This window comes from Chryseobacterium sp. FR048 (genome assembly GCF_056844665.1).
Genome location: NZ_JBXDSE010000005.1, coordinates 348,986 through 366,520, shown reverse-complemented (window position 1 = coordinate 366,520; position 17,535 = coordinate 348,986). Strand labels below are relative to the sequence as shown.

13 protein-coding genes are annotated in these 17,535 nt (G+C 38.7%); 8 read left to right on the top strand and 5 right to left on the bottom strand.

Going from position 1 to position 17,535, the window contains the following annotated elements:
* Window positions 1-199 precede the first annotated feature (199 nt).
* A complete protein-coding gene (gene msrB / locus AC106K_RS16360; RefSeq protein ID WP_482446536.1) occupies window positions 200-646 on the top strand; it encodes a peptide-methionine (R)-S-oxide reductase MsrB in 447 nt (148 codons plus the stop codon).
* A 126-nt stretch (window positions 647-772) separates the two neighbouring features.
* Window positions 773-1,543, top strand: coding sequence for a murein L,D-transpeptidase catalytic domain family protein (locus tag AC106K_RS16355; RefSeq protein WP_482446535.1), 771 nt, complete (start codon window positions 773-775; stop codon window positions 1,541-1,543).
* A 259-nt stretch (window positions 1,544-1,802) separates the two neighbouring features.
* Here AC106K_RS16355 and fabF read toward each other — a convergent pair whose 3' ends face one another.
* From fabF to AC106K_RS16330, 5 genes are all read right to left on the bottom strand, one after another.
* On the bottom strand, window positions 1,803-3,044 hold the full coding sequence (gene fabF / locus AC106K_RS16350; RefSeq protein ID WP_482446534.1) for a beta-ketoacyl-ACP synthase II: 1,242 nt from the start codon (window positions 3,042-3,044) through the stop codon (window positions 1,803-1,805).
* Between the two features lie 204 nt (window positions 3,045-3,248).
* Window positions 3,249-4,517: an acetyl-CoA C-acetyltransferase gene (locus AC106K_RS16345; protein ID WP_482446533.1), complete on the bottom strand. Its 1,269-nt coding sequence runs from the start codon at window positions 4,515-4,517 to the stop codon at window positions 3,249-3,251.
* Window positions 4,518-4,527: 10 nt separating this feature from the next.
* Window positions 4,528-5,133 (bottom strand): TetR/AcrR family transcriptional regulator, encoded by a 606-nt coding sequence (locus tag AC106K_RS16340; protein WP_482446532.1) that lies wholly within the window; start codon window positions 5,131-5,133, stop codon window positions 4,528-4,530.
* Between the two features lie 107 nt (window positions 5,134-5,240).
* The gene (locus AC106K_RS16335) at window positions 5,241-5,660 is read right to left on the bottom strand and encodes an OsmC family protein (protein WP_167027353.1); all 420 of its coding nucleotides are present in this window, start codon (window positions 5,658-5,660) and stop codon (window positions 5,241-5,243) included.
* A gap of 88 nt (window positions 5,661-5,748) precedes the next feature.
* The gene (locus AC106K_RS16330; protein ID WP_482446531.1) at window positions 5,749-6,615 is read right to left on the bottom strand and encodes a helix-turn-helix domain-containing protein; all 867 of its coding nucleotides are present in this window, start codon (window positions 6,613-6,615) and stop codon (window positions 5,749-5,751) included.
* 200 nt (window positions 6,616-6,815) lie between these two features.
* Here AC106K_RS16330 and AC106K_RS16325 point away from each other — a divergent pair, with 200 nt between their 5' ends.
* The 6 genes from AC106K_RS16325 to AC106K_RS16300 all read left to right on the top strand — a co-directional run bounded on the left by AC106K_RS16325 (window position 6,816) and on the right by AC106K_RS16300 (window position 17,531).
* On the top strand, window positions 6,816-7,694 hold the full coding sequence (locus tag AC106K_RS16325) for an AraC family transcriptional regulator (RefSeq protein WP_482446530.1): 879 nt from the start codon (window positions 6,816-6,818) through the stop codon (window positions 7,692-7,694).
* A gap of 368 nt (window positions 7,695-8,062) precedes the next feature.
* Window positions 8,063-11,023, top strand: a complete 2,961-nt coding sequence (locus AC106K_RS16320) for a SusC/RagA family TonB-linked outer membrane protein (RefSeq protein WP_482446529.1) — start codon at window positions 8,063-8,065, stop codon at window positions 11,021-11,023.
* A gap of 17 nt (window positions 11,024-11,040) precedes the next feature.
* Window positions 11,041-12,666, top strand: a complete 1,626-nt coding sequence (locus AC106K_RS16315; protein WP_482446528.1) for a SusD/RagB family nutrient-binding outer membrane lipoprotein — start codon at window positions 11,041-11,043, stop codon at window positions 12,664-12,666.
* A gap of 171 nt (window positions 12,667-12,837) precedes the next feature.
* Entirely contained in the window at window positions 12,838-14,133 is a 1,296-nt protein-coding gene (locus tag AC106K_RS16310; protein WP_482446527.1) for an MFS transporter, read from the top strand.
* A 71-nt stretch (window positions 14,134-14,204) separates the two neighbouring features.
* Window positions 14,205-15,176, top strand: coding sequence for a glycoside hydrolase family 130 protein (locus AC106K_RS16305; protein WP_482446526.1), 972 nt, complete (start codon window positions 14,205-14,207; stop codon window positions 15,174-15,176).
* A gap of 123 nt (window positions 15,177-15,299) precedes the next feature.
* A complete protein-coding gene (locus AC106K_RS16300; RefSeq protein WP_482446525.1) occupies window positions 15,300-17,531 on the top strand; it encodes a GH92 family glycosyl hydrolase in 2,232 nt (743 codons plus the stop codon).
* The last annotated feature ends 4 nt before the right edge of the window (window positions 17,532-17,535 follow it).

Genomic DNA, 17,535 nt, shown 5'->3' with positions numbered 1-17,535 from the left:
TTTTATTTGAAACACTTTAAGGAAGTTTAATAGGATGTTTCATAAGTTACTTCTTAAACTTAAGTATTTTAATATGCTATTACTTTTGTGGTTAAGAAATAAATAATTAAAATTTACGATGAAATTTTTAATTTCAGCCATTATATTAATTGTTCTGCAATCATGCACGCAGAAATATCAACCTATTAAAACCTCTTCTATGGAAAATACAGAAGCAAAAAACAATCCATACTATTCCAGAACAGACACTGCCAAACTCAACATTTCCAATGAAGAATGGAAAAAAATCCTGGCGCCGGATCTTTATGCAATATCCAGAGAAGCTGCAACAGAAAGAGCTTTTACCGGGAAATACAATGAATTTGATGAGGTAGGCGATTATTATTGTGCCGTTTGCGGAAATCACCTATTCCGCTCTACTTCAAAATTTGCAAGCAGTTGTGGCTGGCCGAGTTTCTTTGAAGCTGATAAAGAAGGTGTTTATTATAAAAGAGATACCACTTATGGCATGGAAAGAGTAGAAGTTCTTTGCAAAAGGTGTGATTCCCATCTGGGACATGTCTTCGATGACGGTCCGAAGCCTACAGGATTGAGATATTGCATGAATTCGATTAGCCTGGAATTTGTTCCGGATGCGCAAAAATAAGCGTTTAATTCACAGAATCAGGACGTTAAAGTTTCTTAAATAGCGTTAAACTTTTTTCGTTTTTACCCTGTGCGTAATGATGTTTTTATAATTTTGCCCCACTAATTTGGAATTATATATTATTGAATGAAAGGATTTTATAGCGTAATAGGCCTTGTTTACATGGTTACGACCTCATTCTACATTTCTCCAAGAGGGGCGGAAAAGAATGAAAATTTCAAGACAGCAAAGACTGAAAAAGTAACTGTAGCTGACGACACGAAATCTGAGAAGAATACCACAACCGTATCTTCATCAGAAGCATTATACCAATCGATTGCATTTGATCCGGAACATGAACTGAACTATGAGGTATTCTCAAAGGCACTGACAGGTTACGAAAACTTAAAGAAAGCTGGATTGCTTACTCAGGATTCGCATTTATTGACTATCTGCGATTTTTCTATGTCTTCCAATACCAAAAGATTGTGGATCATTGATCTTAATGACAAAAAAGTACTGTTCAACTCATTGGTTGCCCACGGTAAAAATACAGGCGAAGAATTTGCCACGAATTTTTCTAACACGGAAAGTTCGCGACAGAGCAGCTTAGGATTTTATATCACAGATGCAACTTATCAGGGAGATAACGGATACTCATTGAGGTTACTGGGGATGGATAAAGGATTCAATGATGCAGCCTATAGAAGAGCTATTGTAATGCATGGAGCAGATTACGTAAGCGATTCGTTTGCCGCAATGCATAAGAGAATCGGGAGAAGCTGGGGATGTCCCGCAGTGCCCAGAGAACTATCACAATCCATGATCAATACGATAAAAGGAAGAAATTTACTATTCATCTATTATCCTGATCAGAATTACCTTTCCTCCTCAGAGTGGTTGAAAGCACAAGTATAAGATAGAAGCAGTCAGTTTTGGCTGCTTTTTTTATTTAAGTACTACCTCCTTCTATGATCAGAGTACCTCCATCAATTGACAAAAATCGTTGATTATGGGAAACTAAAGAAATAAACAGTGTCTTTGCCATTCTGGAAGAATCTCAACATCATTTATTGAATTTAGCACACTGAATTATATTAATTATGAAATTTATTTGAAGGTAAAACCCCTGTATGTTTTTCATACAGGGGTTGTATTATCTTTATTTCCGCTCTGATTAGCTAAACTTTTTGAAAACTAATGTCGCATTGTGCCCACCAAATCCGAAGGCGTTACTCAATGCAAAATTAATTTCCTTCTCCTTAGCTTCTCCAAAGACGATATTAATATCCTTAGGAATACTTTCATCAATACTGTGAAGATTGATGGTAGGCGGAATAATACTGTTTTGAATTGCTTTGATGGAAAGAATGGCTTCAACAGCTCCGGCTGCCCCCAATAAATGCCCGGTCATAGACTTTGTGGCACTGATGTCAAGGTTTTTACTTCCTTTAAATGCATTATTGATGGCTTTTAGCTCGATCAGATCTCCCAGTGGAGTAGAAGTAGCATGTGGATTAATATAATCAATATCTTCCATATTGGCTCCTGCTTCCTTCACTGCCAACTGCATGGCTTTGATAGCGCCTACACCTTCAGGGTGCGGTGCCGTCATATGATAAGCATCTGCTGTCATTGCTGCTCCTGCCAGTTCTGCATAAATTTTTGCTCCTCTGGCAACGGCATGCTCATATTCTTCCAATACCAAAGCTCCTGCCCCTTCACCCATTACAAATCCGTCTCTTTCCGCATCGTAAGGACGGCTGGCTGTAGCAAAATCATCATTTCTGGTAGACATGGCTTTCATAATAGAAAAACCTCCTATAGAAGCCGGAGTAATAGCCGCTTCAGAACCACCGCTGATGATTACTTTTGCCTTTCCGAGACGAATATAATTGAAAGCATCCATCAATGCTGTATTTCCTGTTGCACAAGCCGAAACAGTAGTATAATTGATTCCTTGCAGTCCGTATTTCATGGAAATCATTCCCGAAGCCATGTTGGCAATAAACTTAGGCACAAAGAACGGATTGAAACGTGGAGTACCATCACCCTGGGCGAAATCCATTACTTCCTTTTCAAAAGTCCACATTCCGCCTTGTCCTGTTCCCCAGATTACTCCGGTATCAAACGGATCCATATTCTCCAGTTCCAGCCCGGAATCCTGAATGGCTTCTGCCGATGCATACATGGCATATTGGGTAAACAGATCACTTCTTTTGATTTCATTATGATTCAGATATACTTTAGGATCAAAATTTTTGACCTCACAGGCAAAGTGTACCTTAAATTTTTCTGTATCGAAGTGGGTGATTAATCCTGCACCGCTGATCCCTTTAATACTGTTTTGCCAAAAATCTTCAACATTGTTTCCCAAAGGTGTCACAGCACCTAATCCTGTAATGACAACTCTCTTCATATTGTACTTACTAATTTAAATCGATTAGACTTTCATGAGATAAACCCGGTTTATCTATGCTTCATTTTGCTCTTTTCTTTTGATCATCTGAATTTTCGTCTGCAATATTATCGATTTTCTTTCGCTGCAGACGAATAATCAATCATATTATTTGATGCATAATAAAAGATTTTACTTTTTGAAGCTGTTTTTTCTTTATACTATTTACTTCTCTAAAATCATGGTAACACCCTGTCCACGGGCTGCACAGATTGAAATAAAGCCTTTTCCGCTGCCTTTTTCATGGAGTAACTTCGCCAGGGTAGCAATAATTCTTCCGCCGGTGGCCGCAAAAGGATGGGCTGCAGCGAGGCTTCCCCCTTTCACATTCAGTTTGTTTCGGTCTATTTTTCCCAGTGCCTTTTCAAGGCCAAACTTTTTAGCAAGGTCATCGTTTTCCCAGATTTTTATTGTGGCTAAAACCTGTGCGGCAAAAGCTTCATGAATTTCATAATAATCGAAATCTTCCAGATTCATGCCTGCCTTTTTAAGCATTCTTTCAGCTGCAACAACGGGGGCCAGAAGTAAATTTTGTTTGTTTTCAACATACTCTATTCCTGCCAGCTCTGAAAAAGTGATATAGGCCAGCACCGGAAGATCATGAGCTTTTGCCCATTCTTCACTGGCGAGCAGAACCGCTGATGCTCCATCCGTAAAAGGAGTAGAGTTTCCTGCCGTTAAAGTTCCGTTTTGTTTATCAAAGGCGGGTTTCAGTTGTGATAATTTTTCTAAACTGGTGTCTCTTCGCAGATTGTTGTCTTTATCCAGACCAAAGGCAGGTGTAATCAAATCATCAAAAAAGCCTTCATCATAAGCTTTGGCCATATTCTGATGACTTCTGAAGGCCAGTTCATCCTGTTCTGCTCTTGAGATGTTGTAATATTTTGCAGTGATCTCAGTATGTTCACCCATTACCAGTCCTGTTTTCGGTTCCTGCCCTTTGTAAGGGATAGGCATCCAGTCTTTCAATCTCGGACTTAGCAAGTGTTTCAGTTTTCCAAAAGCAGATTTCTCTTTATTGGCTTTTAAAAGAGCTTTTCTTAATCGGGGTGAAGACTCAAAAGGAATATTGCTCATGGCTTCCACGCCACAGGCGATGCCGCTTTCGATCTGGCCCAATGCAATTTTATTTCCGATATAAATAGCCGCCTCAATACCTGTATCGCAAGCCTGCTGAAGATCACAGGCCGGAGTAGCAGGATCAAGAGAAGTATTCATTACAGTTTCTCTGATGAGGTTGCTTTCGGAAATATGTTTGATGACGGCTCCGCCGGCCACTTCACCAAGTCGTTGTCCTTTCAGGTGATAACGATCTATCAACCCGTTAAGGGCTGCCAGTAAAAGGTGTTGGTTTCCTTGTTCTGTGTAAGCAGTGTTCATTCTGGCAAATGGGATTCTGTTGTATCCTATAATAGCCACTCTTTTTGTTTCCATATTATGAAATTTATGATGGAAGAATAGTTAATTCAGTATCAATCATTTTCCTGACCCTGTCTAAAGCCTGATTCAGAAATTTTTCATCATCCATAGTTTTTGAAAGTAGGATTCCGCCTTCTATAAGCATGACAAAAAGTGATGCATATTCTTCCGCATTGATCTTGCTGTTCAGTTCTTCATTTTCCTGCCCTTTTTGGATGACTGCCGTTATTTTGGCGGTCCATAGCTCAAAAGATATTTTTACCTGCTTTTTAAGAACAGGGAAGGAGTCATCAGCTTCTGTTGCTGCATTCATCAGCGGACAGCCTCCGTTTGAAAAGACCGAGCGCCAGTTTTTTCTGTAGAAATCCGCAAAAGCGTGGAGCTTATCGATAGAGGTTGGGTATTGATCTCCAAAAGAACGGCTCATGACCTGGCTCAGCAATCCTGCGTTGTATTTGTATACTTCTATCGCTACCTGATCTTTATTTTCAAAATTTCCATAGATACTGCCCTTTGTCAATCCTGTTGCCTGAGTAATGTCTGACAATGAGGTTGATAAGTAGCCTTTGGTATTGAATAAAGTGGCTGTTTTTTCAATGATAAACTGCTTGGTTTTTTCGGCCTTTGACATTTTAATAATTGTGTATCTGATGCAAAGATACAAAAATATACCAATTGGTATATTTTATTTGAAAATTAAATCTGAGCAGGATAGCGCTCAGATTTAATGATGAATTTTTATTGTTCTAAAGTAGCATTCAAGGTGATCTCAAAGTTGAATGCCGCACTTACCGGGCATCCTTCTTCAGCAATCTTAGCATATTTCTGGAACTCTTCTTCAGAGATTCCTGGAACTTTAGCCGTTAAAGTAAGCTCAGATTTTGTTATTTTTCCAATATTGGGATCAAGAGTGATGACAGAAGTCGTTTTCAGCTCTTCCGGATTGTAGCCTGCCTGAGAAAGCTCTGCATCCAGTTTCATGGTAAAGCATCCTGCATGAGCTGCTGCCAGCAATTCCTCAGGATTGGTTCCCACGCCATCAGCAAAACGGCTGTTGAAAGAATATTGGGTATTGTTCAGGGTTGTACTTTGTGTAGTCAGATGCCCTTTACCTTCTTTAATAGTACCGTTCCAAACGGCTGTTGCGTTACGTCTCATAATGTTTGTTTTTTTGTTTTAATATTGTTTGATTTTTGATGTTACAAAGATAGATCGGTGAGAAAGTTGATTCAATAGATAAAAAGACTTAAATATTGTACTTTTTTCCCGACAGGTAATTTTTCTTGAAATTGGCAGGAGTACTTCCGGTTTTACTGGTAAAAAGCCGGTTAAAATAGGCCGGATCTTCATAGCCCAGGTCATAAGCGATTTCTTTGACAGGTTTGTCGGTGTAAAAGAGAAGCCTTTTAGCCTCCAGTAAAATTCTGTTGATGATAAACTGGTTGGGAGAGTCAAGATTTAAACTTTTAAACTTATGCGTTAACGTTTTCGGGGCAAGATGAAGCAATTCTGCATAATCTGCTACATGGTGCTTCTCTCTGAAATGAATTTCCAGATGCCTGCTGAAATCCCTGAAAATATCAAGTTCGTTGCCGGGTATTCTGACCATATCATTATCCAGATTCTTTTTTTTCCATTTTCTGGTGGCCCGGATGATGATCTGTTTCACATAGGTTCTTATCATTTCTTCTGCTGAAGAATCCCTGGCTTCCAACTCGCTTTGAATATGCTGAAACAGACTTTTAATAAGGATGGCCTCGGCATCATCAAGCTCTACGAAAGGAATTTCAAATACATTATGGAAGAGAAGCCCGTCACAGGCAACCTCTTTATCATGAATCTGAATACAGTAGAAATCACGGTTATAATGAAGAAGCACAGACTCTTCTTTTCCATTTTCTATATTCAGATGCTGATTGGTAAGAAAAAACAGGGAAGGTCTTTCTGTTTTATACTGATTAAAATCTACGGCAAGTTCATACCCTGAAGGAACAAAAAATACTTTGATCTCCGTTTTAAACTGATTATTATTGAAGTTCTTCAGATTTTCTTCTGAAAAAAATTCCAGTCCGAGTCTTTTATACTGATCTTCAAAAATAAGGGGTTGCGGCATCTTTTAACTTTAGCTTAAAGATACAAAAAAGCATGATTTCAAACAGATTAAATTAAGGTAACTCCGGTTTCTGATGGATGGCATGCAGAATTGATGGAAAATAAATTGAAAATTTGTTTTTACATTGGTATTATTTTATCAATTTTACAAATATTTGTACTGCTAACCCCTATTTTTAAATCTTTTCTAAAACTACCTGTATGAGCGAACTGGAAAATATTCTCAGAGAAATAACTCCACTATCTCCTGAAGACAGTTTTCTGGTATTTGACAGAATTAAAGCTTCCTTTGATTTTCCGTATCACTATCACCCGGAAATTGAAATTAACTTCGTATACAAAGGAAAAGGGTACCGCAGAATGATCGGAGACCATACAGGAGAGATCGGAAATATAGAACTGGTGCTGGTAGGACCTAATCTTCCGCATTGCTGGGCCAATTACAGATGTAAGAACAGAAAGACGCACGAAATTACCATACAGTTTAATCAGGATTTCTTTACCCAGTCGATGATGCAGAAGAATATCCTGAAACCGATCAGCAATCTGATGAAAGATTCTATCCGGGGAATTCTTTTTTCTACAGAAACTGCCGAAAAATTAAAAGATTCTTTTCTTAATCTGTCGAAGATGAACAGTTTTGAATCTTTCATTGAGATCATGAAGATTTTGAATGAACTGGCTATCGCAGAGGATAAAACCCTTTTGTCATCCTACAGCATAGAGCTTGAAACCTTTGCTGATAATGATAAAATGAAAACGATTCATGACTTTGTACACAAGAATTTTGAAAACAAAATCACGCTGGACAAAGTGGCTTCACTGGTGAATATGAGCAATGTAACCTTCAATCGGTTTATTAAGAAAAGAACGGGCAAAACTTTTATCAACTATCTTAATGAAATAAGAATCAGCTATGCTGCCCGCTGGCTGATGGAAAAAAACCTTACCGTCTTTGAAATTGCTTTTGAAGCGGGTTTCAACAATATTGCCAATTTCAACAAAGTTTTTAAATCGATCAAGAAAACCACTCCTACAGAATTCAGAGAACAGTTCAAGGGAGTGAAAAAGATTGAGTAATTATACTTCACCTTTCTTTATTGTTATAAAATAAATTCTGAACAATACTTCTTATTCATTTTTAACAGAATTGGAAGATAAATCCCTTTTTTTTAAATGTTTTAAATTGATTTATTTTATTGATAAATAGTATGTTGTGTATTGTTTGTTTAATCTACTGAAAAAATAATATCGTTTTATGATAAAATAGTATTATATCAGACTGGTTACAAAATTTAGATTTGTTAATGTGAATTAAATTTTAACAAAACTTTAAATAATTTAATACATAAGCAGCAAAATATTGCTGAAAAAACAATAAACTCTATGTATTGAAAATATAAAGTAATGTCATTGATTCTCAATTAAATCTAACTAATCTAAACCTTATGAGAAAAGCAGTTATACCGGTTCTGTTTGTTTTTTCACTTTCTGCCAATGCACAGGAGAAAAAAGCGGCCGACACTACGAAGACAACCAACATTCAGGAGGTCGTAGTCACCTCTTTGGGGATCAAAAGACAGGCTCGCTCCCTGACATATTCCAGCCAGCAGATTGGAGGCGATGAGCTTACAGAAGTGAAAACGCCCAATCTTTTAAACTCGATCAACGGAAAAGTTTCCAATGTACAGATCAACAGAACCAATGGCGTAGGAAGCTCCGTAAGGGTGATTATGAGGGGGAATAAATCAGTAAATAATACTCAGCCACTTTATGTCATCGATGGAATTCCTATTATCAACGGAACAGGTAAGTCAGCAGATATAGGGCAGTATTCAAATATGCCGGATCCTGGAGATGTTTTAAGCTCTATCAACCCGGATGATATTGAAAGCATTAACTTTCTGAAAGGTGCTTCTGCTTCAGCGCTGTATGGTTCTGCTGGAGGAAACGGAGCTATTTTGGTTACTACTAAAAAAGGACGTGCAGGTAAAAGTATAGTTACTTACAGCTCCAGCCTTACAACAGAAAGAGCATATGGTTTACCAAAATTACAGCACAGCTATTTGTCTTATGATCCTAATGTATCAGGACAGGCACCTGGCCAGTCTGTATATAGCTGGGGAGCAAAAGGGTCTTCTAAAGATTATCTTAATGACTTTCTGCAAACCGGTACAACTTGGGTAAACAGCCTTTCATTCCAGTCTGGAAATGATAAATCAACCAATTATTTTTCTATAGGAAATACGACGAACAAAGGAGTCGTTCCACTTTCTTATTTTGACCAGTATAATATTTCTTTCAGGAATTCAAGTAAATTTCTTGATGACAAATTAACGTTAGATGCTAACTTCATTGGTTCCCTACAGGAAAGTAAGAACAGACAAACTCCGGGAGCATCTTTTTCTCCTTTGACCAGTTTATACTGGTTGCCAAGAGGTGTTGATTTTGATCAATATGGTCCTAATAGTTACTCTTACTTAGATAAAACCAGATTTTTACCCGCTCAAAACTGGTGGGAAGTAAATCCGGATGGAAGCTTCAAAGGTAATCCTGTTACACAAAATCCTTACTGGATCTTAAATAGAAATCCGGTTACAGTATCCAATAAAAATGCCTATGGTGCCCTTGCACTTTCTTATCAGATTAACCCATGGTTGTCTGCGAGAGTAAGAGGAAACTACAGCTGGAATATCTCAGATAGCCAGCGTGAAATATCTGCCTTTTCAGCGCCAAGTTTAGCGGCTAATGGTATTAATGGCAGGCTGCTTAAGAATACTTATGAAAATTCTTCCACATATGGCGATGTTTTGCTTATTGGTAGTCCTAAAATCAGCGAGACTATTTCTTTAGACTTTACGGTAGGAGGAAGTATCAATACAACAAGAAATAAAATAACGCAGATTGATAACGCTTATCTGGCAAATCCTAACCTTTTTACATTGAATAACCTTCAGTGGAATATCAACAGGGCACCGGGAGATGGGTATCATAATACCTATACGAATATGAAGAAGCAGGTACAATCTGTGTTTGCAAGTGCTTCCATAGGATATAAAAATATGTTTTATGTTGATATGACCTTCAGAAACGACTGGGATTCCAGTTTAGCTTTAACCGGGAGAACAGGATTTGATTATGAATCTGTAGGTGCCAATGCCATATTGTCTTCTGTATTCAAACTTCCGGAGGTTATTAATTTCTGGAAAGTAAGAGGATCTTATGCAACAGTGGGATTGGGGCTTCCTACCAACATAACGAATGCAATGATCGAATATAATAAAGGCTATGTGTATGAAGTAGATGCAGGTACGATTGTATATCCTAAGAGTAATTTTATTATAGATCCAGACTATAAAGAATTGTTTCCAAAACCGGAATTTAACAGAACTTTTGAAGTCGGTACCGAATTAAGAATGTTGAACAACAAGCTAACTTTCGATATAACATACTATAATTCGAATACGAGTAACCAATTACTGGAAACAAAGATTGATTCCTATTTTGGAGGACTGAAACCAGGATCGTATTACGTTAACGCCGGGAAAATCCGAAATATAGGGTTTGAATCTTCACTATCTTATAAAATCTTTGGATCAGAAAAATTCGGATGGACAGCTACAGTGAATGCTTCAGCCAACAAAAATAAAATTGTTGAATTATTCCCGAGCAGACTTCCTATTCCGGAACAGCAACTGTTCTCATTATCGGGAGGTGGTGACTATACCAGACTTAAATTGGGAGGGTCATTTGGAGATCTTTATGGAATCAAATTTAAGAGAGATGATCAGGGACATATTTTAGTGAATGAAAAAGGAATCCCATTAGCAGATAATATTCCCACTTATCTAGGTAATCCGAACCCTAAATTTATTATGGGTTTCAATAACTCCTTTAATATTGGGAAACTAGGGGTATCTTTCCTTATAGATGGGAAGTTTGGAGGAAAAGTACTTTCTCTTACTGAAAAAGCAAATGATCTTTATGGAGTAAGCCAGGCGACAGCTGAAGCAAGAGATAGAGGTGGAGTGTCTGTTCCGAATGCAGTGTATGCACCAGGAACTCCAAATGCAGGCCAGGCTTATACCGGATTGACTAATCCTCAGGATTATTATAAAGCAGTAGGAACTACAGAAGGCTATGGAAAAGGAATTGACGAAGCTTATTTGTATAGCGCTACAACGGTGCGTTTACGCCAGGCTGCTGTTTCATATACTTTTGATATTAATTCAAAATATATGAAAAATGCAACCGTAAGTCTAGTAGGAACCAATCTGTTTTTCTTCTATAAAAAAGCGCCGTTTGATCCTGAACAGGTGTCAGGAAATACGCCTGGAGGGGTAGGGGTAGATTCATTTGGACTTCCGGTTACCCGATCTCTTGGATTATCACTAAAAGCAAACTTCTAACTTTTACAATTACTAAAATGAAAATCAATCATATTAAAACATTAGTATTCGGAGCTGCAGTGCTGCTTTCTTCCTCAGGATGTACTAATGACTTTGAACAGTTTAATCAGGAAAAACTGGGCGGGCCTGAAAATTTTTATGCAGACTTTATCGCTGTTGTGAATCCTATGAAGTCTATGCAGAGAGGGTTGCAGTCTGATTATCAGCTGTATCCCAATCTTAGTGCAGATATGTATAGTGGGATGTTCAGTACAGCTACCCAATTTAATGGAGGAGTAAACAATCTTACTTATTCTATGATGGATGGGTGGAATAACAGAATTATTGCAAGGCAACAGGATATTTTCAACTATTCTCTCATTATTGATAATGCTGCTAAAGGTAATTATCCGGGAGTAGATTTTACAGGAACATTTGCTGTTAAGAAAATATTGAAAGTTATAACGGCAGCAAGAGTTGCTGATAGTCATGGACCTGTAGTCTACAGTAAATATGAAAAACCGAATCCTAACGGAACCACTGATTTTGATTCGCAACAAGATGCCTATAATTATTTTGTAGCTGATCTTACGTCTGCTATTACTGATTTGCAAAAAGTAATTGCAACTTCCGCAAATCAGAATGTTGAAGATAAAACGTCATTGAAAAATGCTGACTTAGTTTATGGCGGAAATATGGCTCAGTGGGCAAAGCTGGCAAATTCTCTGAAGTTGAGGCTAGCCATGAGAATGAGTTATGCTGATCCTGCAAAATCAAAACAATATGCAGAAGAGGCTTTGGCATCACCAGCCGGACTAATTACTGATAATGCCGATAATGCTTTGATTAGCGTAGGACAGTCTGAATTGAGTTTTATCATCTATTCGTGGGGAGACTGCTTGATAGGAGCACCGTTGATGGCTTATATGAACGGATACAATGATCCAAGACTTCCTGCATATGCTATTCCTGCAAAAGATGTTGATGTTCAGGGAAAATATATAGGAGTCCGTCAGGGAATTGATTTACTAAATGGTAAATCAACCTATGGTGCATTTTCACAGCCACAGGCAAAATCAGCAACTGGTGATTATTTTTCTGGTACCGATGGTAAAATGAAACTATTCACTGCTGCAGAAACATGGTTTCTGAAAGCGGAGGCTGCATTAAGAGGATATTCAGGAGCGGGAGATATTCAGACCAATTATACAACCGGAGTTCAGCAGTCTTTCGGCGAATGGGGGAAAAGTGCTAATGTTGGGGCTTATCTTGCTGACAATACTTCTACGGAGGCACCTTATGTAGATCCTAAGAATGCAGAGAATAATATCCTGACTGGAAATCCCCAGTTAAGTACCATTACCATTGCATGGAATAACAGCGATACCAATGAAAGAAAATTAGAAAGAATCATTACTCAAAAATGGCTTTCCCTTTATCCGAATGGTCCCGAAGCATGGGCAGAGCAAAGAAGAACAGGTTATCCTGTTTTGTTCAAGATAAGAAAAAATGATAGTGGGGGAGCGATCAGTACAGAAGCAATGATCAGAAGAATACCTTTCACCATTGATACCAAAACCTCATTGTACAATTATCAACAGGCTGTACAAACACTTAACGGTCCAGATACCGGAGGAACCAAGTTATGGTGGGATAAAAAATAATAACCCAAACAATTTTTAATATATTACAGAGACATCTCAGAAGTCAGATTTTATCAGATGTGTTCATAAGGGACAGGAGTGTAAAACCTCCTGAAAAATTTATAGTTTCGTTTATTCCCGGATGAAATTTTGAGATGTTCTCTTTTTCTTTAGAATCTTATTTTTTTAAATATGGGAAACAACAGCTCCGGAGTACGTCGGATTCAGCCAATTCTTTGGATTTCTACATTATATTTTGCAATGGGGGTTCCCTTTGTGACCATTAATGCAGTTTCCGGAATCATGTATAAGGATATGGGTGTTTCGGATTCGAAGATTACTTTCTGGACGGCCTTTATCATGTTTTCCTGGACCCTGAAGCCTCTTTGGAGTCCTTTTCTGGAAATCTATAAAACCAAAAAATTCTTTGTTGTTTTTACCCAGTTTGCCATAGGAATTCTGTTTGCTTTAATTGCATTAAGTCTTCCTTTGCACGACTTTTTCAAATACAGTATTGCACTTTTTGCGGTAGTAGCATTTTGCGGAGCCACTCATGATGTGGTGGCAGACGGAACGTATATTGGGTTTCTTTCCAATAAAGAACAGGCGAAATACATTGGCTGGCAGGGCGCTTTTTACAATCTGGCAAAGATTATAAGCAGTGGTGCACTGGTCTATTTTGCAGGCGTTTTAGAAAAGACAAAAGGGGTGACCAATGCCTGGATGATCATTATGGTGATCTATGCTTTGTTGTTTTTCGCGCTGGCTGTCTATCATTATTTCATCCTTCCGAAAGAAGAGAGAAATGAGGTTCCGAAACAGGAAAAAACAGCCGGAAACGTACGTAAAGAACTGTTGGAAGTGATTACCTCTTTCTTTACCAAAAAGAGCATTCTGTGGTCGGTACTTTTCATTATCCTATACCGCTTTGCAGAAGGTTTTGCCATTAAAATTGCACCGCTATTTTTTAAAGCTCCAAGAACGTCAGGAGGATTAGGATTATCAACATCCGATATAGGATTGATCTACGGAACGTATGGTTCTGCAGCATTCATTTTAGGATCTGTTCTGGCAGGTTATTTTATCTCGGCCAGAGGCTTGAAAAAATCATTGATATGGTTGTGCTGCGCTTTTAATATTCCGTTTGTGGTCTATGCATTACTGGCCCATTACCAGCCGGCAGATCTTCTGCCTGTAGGGATTGCCGTTGTAGTAGAATACTTTGGCTATGGATTCGGTTTTGTAGGGTTGATGCTGTATATGATGCAGCAGATTGCTCCCGGAAAACATAAAACAGCCCACTATGCCTTTGCGACAGGAATTATGAACCTGGGGGTGATGATCCCCGGAATGTTCAGCGGAATGATCAGTGACTGGGTAGGATACAAAATATTCTTTATCTGGGTACTGGTTGCTACAATTCCTGCATTTCTCGTCACCCTATTCGTTCCTTTCCCTTATTCAGAAAATAAACAAGAACAACATTAAAAAGTACCAAACCTGCAAGGTTTAAATACAAAATAAAACAATTAAATAAAATAAAAAGTAAAAACTACTTTATGACAGCTCAATCAGTAATGATCCCTTGGCAGGATCGCCCGGAAGGTTGCAATGATATTATGTGGAGGTTTTCCGAAAACCCGATCATTAACAGATACGCAATACCTACATCCAACAGTATATTCAACAGTGCCGTAATTCCTTTTGAAGACGGATTTGCAGGAGTATTCCGTTGTGATAATAAAGCGGTGCAGATGAATATTTTTGCCGGTTTTAGTAAAGACGGAATCAATTGGGATATTAACCATGATCCTATTGAAATGAAGGCGGGAAATACAGACATGATCGAATCTGATTACAAATATGATCCCCGTGTTACCTTCATCGAAGACCGCTACTGGATCACATGGTGCAACGGGTACAACGGGCCTACCATCGGAATCGGGTATACTTTTGATTTTAAAGAGTTTTTCCAGTGCGAGAATGCATTTCTTCCTTTCAACAGAAACGGAGTTCTTTTTCCTGAAAAGATCAATGGTAAATATGCGATGTTGAGCCGTCCGAGTGACAACGGGCATACACCTTTCGGAGATATTTATATCAGCTATAGTCCTGATATGAAATACTGGGGAGAGCACCGTTGTGTAATGAAAGCAACACCGTTTGAAGACAGTGCATGGCAGTGTACCAAGATCGGTGGTGGGCCGGTTCCTATTAAAACGGAAGAAGGATGGCTGCTTTTCTATCACGGAGTGATCAATACCTGCAGAGGGTTCAGATATTCTATGGGAGCTGCTTTGCTGGACCTTGAAGACCCTACGAAAGTATTGTACAGAACGAAACCTTATCTGCTGGCTCCTGCTGAAGTGTATGAGCTGACAGGAGATGTTCCGAATGTGGTTTTCCCTTGTGCCGCCCTTACAGAAGGTGACAAGGTAACCGTATATTATGGGGCTGCCGATACGGTGGTTGCGATTGCCTTCGGGTATATCTCAGAAATTATTGATTTTATGAAAAAAAATTCAATCTAAGTAATGATAAAGTTTTTAAAAAATAGGATCATTAGCTTAATTCCCTTTATTATTGGGATTTTTGTAATGGTTTTCCTATTTTTAAACCAACTTTTAAATTAAAAAATCCTGATACCTCTTATCATGAAAAAAGAATTGCTCATCTGCTTTTTTACCACTTTGGTTTCCCTGTCTCATGCTCAGCAAAATAAGAATGATGTTCTTTCCTGGGTAGACCCGTTTATCGGAACAGGCGGTCACGGTCATACCTTTCCGGGAGCTACCACACCATTTGGAATGATTCAGCTAAGTCCGGATCAGAATACTAAGAGTGGCGACTGGGACTGGTGTTCCGGCTATCATTACAGCAGTAAAACGATCATGGGATTCAGTCACAATCACCTTAGCGGAACAGGTTGGGCAGACCTTGGAGATATTCTGGTAATGCCAACAGTGGGCCAGGTAAAAATGGTTCCGGGGCAGGAAGATAAGCCGGAAACAGGCTATCGTTCAACATTCAGTCATGATAAAGAAACAGCATCTCCGGGATATTATTCTGTAATGCTGGACAGCTATGGAGTAAAAGCGGAGCTTACTGCTTCTCCGAGAGTAGGATTTCATAAATATACCTTCCCGAAATCTGATGAAGCCAATATCATTATTGATCCTACCAATAAGATCTTCGGAAATATTTACCACACTTTGGTAAGCATAGAAGGGAACAATAAGATAAAAGGCTATTGCTACAGCAACGGCTGGGGTGGAAAACGATTCGCCTATTTTGTAATGGAATTTTCCAAACCGTTTAAATCCTATGGAGTTTATGCTGAAGGAAAAATCAAAAACAATGAAAAAATTGCGTTGGCCAAAGATGCAAAAGCCTTTGTAAGATTTGCAACAGAAGCCAATGAAAGCATTGAGGTAAAAGTGTCTTTATCTCCGGTAAGCACAGAAAACGCACAGGAAAACTTCGATACAGAAGCTAAAAATGTGGACTTTGCACAAGCAAGGGAAGCAGCCCAAAAAACATGGCGTGACCTTATCGGCAGATTCCAGGTAACGGGAGGTACGGATAACCAGAGAAAGATTTTCTATACAGGAGTATATCATACCTTCATTGCACCTAATCTTTATATGGATGTGAACGGTGATTATGTTGCTGCTCAGGAAAATATGAATACCAAATGGTTTACCAACTACAGTACTTATTCTTACTGGGATGGTTTCAGAGCAACACACCCGTTACTGACCATTATGGATCAGAAGCATACGAAAGAATTTGCTAATTCTTTAATCAGCAGGTATACAGATCGTAAGGATCATATGCCGATCTGGGAACTTTGCGGATACGATAACTTCTGTATGCTGGGGTACCACAGTGTATCGGTTATCTGGGATGCTATTTCCAAAGGAGTACCCGGAATAGATGCAGAAAAAGCTTTTGCCGCAATGAAAGATGCCTCTCTGACAGATAAAATGAGCAGCAGTGATGGCGGTGGCGGTCTTAATGACTATATTAAATTAGGATACAGCCCGTCAGAAAATGGAGCTTCTGTTTCTGCCACCTTAGAATATGCTTATGACGATTGGTGTATTCAGCAGCTTGCCGAAAAATTAGGGAAGAAGGACGAAGCGGAAGTGTATAAAAAACGTTCCATGAACTTCCTGAATACCTTTAACAAAGAAAATAACCACTTCTGGCCAAGACAGAAAGACGGAAAATTCTTAGCAGATTTCCCTCTTAATGATTGGAAAAAGTTACAGCCACACTGGGTTTCCGGAAATATCTGGGCTTATGATTTCTTTGTGCCGCATCAGATTGATGAAATGATGAATCTTTACGGTGGAAAAAAAGGATTTGAAGAAAAACTGGATAAAACGTTCACTGAAGCATTGAATATGCAGGGAGAACAGCACGTGGATATTTCAGGATTCATCGGTTCTCTGGGCTTTGGAGATGAGCCGGGACATCATGTACCGTATTTATACAATTATGCAGGAAGTCCTTCTAAAACTCAAAAAATGGTAAAATATATCAGAGACAATATGTACGCTGCAAAACCTGACGGAATTGTCAACAACGAAGACTGCGGACAAATGTCAGCATGGTATATTTTCTCTTCACTAGGATTCTATCAGGTGACTCCAGGGAAACCAGTGTATGCCATAGGAGCTCCTCAGTTTCCAAAAGCTTCTTTACAGCTGGAAAATGGGAAAACCTTCACAGTGATTGCCGATAAAATTTCAGATAAAAATATCTATGTACAGAAAATGTTCCTGAACGGCAAAGAGTACAAAAGCTGGGAACTGAGCCACAGTGACATCATGAACGGTGGGGAACTGAGATTTGTAATGGGAAGTAAACCTGTAAAATAAGACT